A 3,917-nucleotide genomic window follows, 5' to 3' on the forward strand; every position below is an offset into this window, starting at 1 on the left:
GAAGCCGGCGCGCGAGCTCGCGGCCTGGGGTGCGCGCGTGCGCGCCGCGTGGCCCAGCGTGCACGTGGCCCACGTCGAGTCGGGCGGCGTCGAGTCGACGCCGCACGTCGGCGACGAGCTCCACCTCCGAGCGCACGTCGCACTGGGCGACCTGTCCGAGTCCGACGTGTCCGTCGAGGTCGTCTACGGCCACTCGCACGGCGACGACCGCATCGACCACGCGCGCGTGGCCGAGCTCGTGCCCGACGGCGCCTCGACGACCGACACCGCCACCCGCGTGTACGTCGGCACGGTGACGCTCGACCGGGCCGGGGCGTTCGGCTACACCGTGCGCGTCGTGCCCCGGCATCCGCTGCTGGTCTCGACCGCGGAACTGGGGCTGGTCGCTGCCGCGGGCTGAGCGTCGGGCGGTTCAGCGGGTGCGCGCGATCGGCGCGTACCTGCCGGACGTCGCGGCGAGCAGGTCGTCGGGTGCGAGCTCGAGGTCGAGGCCGCGGCGCCCGCCCGAGACGAGGATGGTCTCGAAGAGGATCGCCGACTCGTCGAGCACGGTCGGGAGCGCGACCTTCTGCCCGATGGGGCTGATGCCGCCGACGACGTAGCCCGTCTTCCGTTCGGCGAGCGAGGGGTCGGCCATCTCGGCCCGCTTGCCGCCGAGCGCCGTCGCGAGCGCCTTGAGGTCGAGCTGGTCCGACACGGGCACGATGCCGACCGCGAGGGCTCCGTCGACGTTCGCGAGGAGCGTCTTGAACACGCGCTCCGGCTCGATTCCGAGCTTCTGCGCGGCCTCGAGGCCGTAGGCCGCCGCCCGCGGGTCGTGCTCGTACGGATGTGCGGTGAAGCGGATCCCCGCCCGCGTCAGCGCGACGGTCGCGGGCGTGCCCGCCGTGCCATCGGATCGCCTCGTCATCGGGCCGACGCCTCGGGAGCGTCGTCGGCGCGGCGCCCGTCGCCGGCGTCGTCGGCCTCGTCGGCTCCGGCGCCGAGCGAACCGGCCGCGGCATCGACGAGCACCGGTGCGGGATCGCCCGAGGCGCGGAAGAGTCGCATCGACTGCGGCGTCATCAGGAGACGGGTGCCCGGCTCGTGTCGCGCGCCGAGCTCGTCGCCGGGCTCGTCGACCGCCGAGTCCCACAGCAGTTCGTAGTCGTCGACGCCGGGGTGATCCGGCAGCAGGACCTCGACCTCGCGCTCGGAGGCGTGGACGACGAGGAGGATGCGGTTGAAGTCCTCGAACTCGGGCGTCGAGGCCGCGAGGAACTGCAGCGTGCGCTGCGACGGGTCGTGCCAGTGCTCGATGGTCATGGTCTCGCCGTCGGCGTTGTACCAGTCCATCTGCGAGGCGCTCGGGACGCTCTCGCCGAAGCGGCCGTAGCGCACGGGCCGCAGTGCGGGGTGCTCGCGGCGCAGGCGGAGCAGGTGCCGGGTGGTCGCCTCGATCGCGGCGTCGCGCTCGTCGGGCGACCAGGCCAGCCACGTGAGCTCGGAGTCGTGGCAGTACGCGTTGTTGTTGCCGCGCTGGCTGCGACCGTACTCGTCTCCGGCCGTCAGCATCGGCACGCCCGCCGAGAGCAGAAGCGTGCCGAGCAGGTTCCGGATGCTCCGGCGACGCGCCGCGGCGATCTCGGGGTCGTCCGTCGGTCCCTCGACGCCGTGGTTGTAGGAGTTGTTGTGGTCGGCGCCGTCGCGGTTGTGCTCGCCGTTGCCGAGGTTGTGCTTGACGTCGTAGGCCGTCAGGTCGGCGAGCGTGAAGCCGTCGTGCGCGGTGATGAAGTTCAGGCTCGCGAGCGGGCCGCGCTCCTCGGCGAACGTGTTCGACGAGCCCGCCAGGCGCGTCGCGAAGCGGCCGATGCCGCTGCCGTGCTCGTCGTGGCGCTCGCGGCGCAGGTCGCCGAGCCAGAAGTCGCGCATCCGGTCGCGGTAGCGGTCGTTCCACTCGGAGAACCCGGGCGCGAAGTTGCCCGTCTGCCAGCCGAACGGCCCGACGTCCCACGGCTCGGCGATGAGCTTGCCCGCGCTGATCACGGGGTCGGCGAGCATGGCGGCGAGGAGCGGATGGTGGGGGGAGTAGGCCCCGAGCGCGTCGCGGCCGAGGGTCGCGGCGAGGTCGAGGCGGAAGCCGTCGACCTGCAGCTCCTCCGCCCAGTACCTCAGGGAGTCGAGCACGAGGCGCATCGGCGCGTCGTGCCCGAAGTCGAGCGTGTTGCCGCACCCCGTCGTGTCGACGTACCGGCCGTGCACGTCGTGCCGGTAGTACGAGGCGTTGTCGATGCCGCGGAAGCTGTAGGTCGGCCCCTGCCGACCCTCCTCCGCCGTGTGGTTGTAGACCACGTCGAGGACGACCTCGAGGCCGGCCTCGTGCAGTCGCTTGACCATGCCCGCGAACTCGCGCCGCACCGCGGACGGCCCCGCGGCCTGCGCCTCCGGGCTCGCGTACGGCGCATGCGGTGCGAAGAAGCCGAGGGTGTTGTAGCCCCAGTAGTTGACCTGGCCCTGGCGCACGAGCCGCTCCTCGGCGACGAAGGCCTGCACCGGCAGCAGCTCGACCGTCGTGACCCCGAGGTCGGCGAGGTACTCGAGCGACGCGTCGTGCGCGAGTCCCGCGTAGGTGCCGCGCAGCGGCTCCGGGATGCGCTCGTTCAGCCGGCTGAACCCCTTCGGATGGGCCTCGTAGACCACGGTGTGGTCGAGCGGCACGCGGGGCTTGCCGACCCCGCCCCAGTCGAAGCCCTCCGCTGCGAGGGAGTCGAGCACGACGCCGCGCCACGACCCGTCCGCCGCCGACTGCAGCCCGCGCGCCCACGGATCGAGCAGCGTGTGCGCGGGATTGAACGCGTGCTCGATGCCCGCGGGGCCGTCGACGCGCAGGCCGTAGCGGGCGCCGGGCACGAGGGCGGGGGAGGTCGCCTCCCACACGCCGTCCGCGCCGCGCATGAGCGGCAGCCGCTCGACGGCCCAGTCGAGGTCGTCCGGAGCGAACACCTCGAGGTCCACGGAGGTCGCGTGCTCGGACCAGACGCGGATCGTGCCGCCTGCGGGTCCGGTGCGCACGCCCAGGTCGCGGAGCGGATCGGCCGGAGACATGCGAACTACAGTAGTTCGTGGGGAACCGGTTCCCGGTCAGGAGGTGCTCGATGCCCCGCCGCGACCCGGTCTACCTCGACCACGCCGCCACCACGCCGCTCCGTCCCGAGGCGATCGACGCGATCACCCGCGCGCTCCGGCTCGTCGGCAATCCGGCCTCGATCCACGGCGCCGGGCAGCACGCCAAGCGGCTGCTCGAGGAGGCCAGGGAGCAGGTCGCCGCGACGCTCGGCGCCGACCCGATCGAGGTCGTCTTCACCGGAAGCGGCACCGAGGCCGTGAACCTCGCGATCAAGGGCCTGTTCTGGCGTCGGCGCGCCGAGGCGTCCGCCCGCCGCATCCTGCTGCCCGGCGGCGAGCACCACGCCACGATCGACACGGTCGAGTGGCTCGCGGGCATGGAGGGCGCGGAGGTCGTCGAGCTGCCCCTCGACGCGCTCGGGCGACTGCGCGTCGACGCGCTCGCCGCCGAACTGGAGCGCGACGCGGCATCCGTCGCGCTCGTCACCATGCTCTGGGCGAACAACGAGGTCGGCACGATCGAGCCGGTGCGCGAGGTCGCCGACCTGTGCGCGCGGGCCGGCGTGCCGCTGCACGTCGACGCGATCGCCGCATACGGGCACGTCCCCGTGGACCTGCACGCCGTCCGGCACGAGACCGCCGCTCCCGCGGGCGCGGGCCTCGTCGCGGTCAGCGTCTCGGCGCACAAGGTCGGCGGTCCCGTCGGCATCGGTGCGCTCGTGCTCGACCGGTCGACGCGCATCGAGCCGCTCCTCCACGGCGGCGGGCAGCAGCGACGCATCCGCTCGGGCACGCAGGACGTCGCCGCGGCG

The 3,917-nt window shown here is 73.5% G+C and carries 3 protein-coding genes and 1 pseudogene; 2 read left to right on the forward strand and 2 right to left on the reverse strand.

Annotation, left to right across the window (positions count from 1 at the left end; genetic code table 11):
- Positions 1 to 400, forward strand: a pseudogene (locus ESO86_RS19000) (DUF3417 domain-containing protein); the annotation flags it as partial.
- A 12-nt stretch (positions 401 to 412) separates the two neighbouring features.
- On the opposite strand, the gene ybaK reads toward ESO86_RS19000, so the two are convergent.
- Positions 413 to 910 carry a Cys-tRNA(Pro) deacylase gene (ybaK, locus tag ESO86_RS12855; RefSeq protein WP_129235382.1) on the reverse strand — a complete coding sequence of 166 codons (498 nt, stop codon included), beginning with the start codon at positions 908 to 910 and terminating at the stop codon, positions 413 to 415.
- Positions 907 to 3,084 carry a glycogen debranching protein GlgX gene (gene glgX, locus ESO86_RS12860; RefSeq protein WP_129235383.1) on the reverse strand — a complete coding sequence of 726 codons (2,178 nt, stop codon included), beginning with the start codon at positions 3,082 to 3,084 and terminating at the stop codon, positions 907 to 909. The genes ybaK and glgX overlap by 4 nt, the downstream gene beginning before the upstream one ends.
- Positions 3,085 to 3,134: 50 nt before the next feature.
- On the opposite strand from glgX, the gene ESO86_RS12865 reads away from it, so the two are divergent.
- The coding region (locus tag ESO86_RS12865) for a cysteine desulfurase family protein (RefSeq protein ID WP_129235384.1) at positions 3,135 to 3,917 on the forward strand (783 nt) is incomplete at its 3' end.

It is taken from the genome of Agromyces binzhouensis, from assembly GCF_004135055.1.
GTDB classification, from domain to species: Bacteria; Actinomycetota; Actinomycetes; order Actinomycetales; family Microbacteriaceae; genus Agromyces; species Agromyces binzhouensis.

Excerpts from the sequence above, each read along its gene's own strand:
- ybaK (WP_129235382.1), bottom strand. The coding sequence starts at position 910 with ATGACGAGGCGATCCGATGGCACGGCGGGCACGCCCGCGACCGTCGCG.
- glgX (WP_129235383.1), bottom strand. The coding sequence starts at position 3,084 with ATGTCTCCGGCCGATCCGCTCCGCGACCTGGGCGTGCGCACCGGACCC.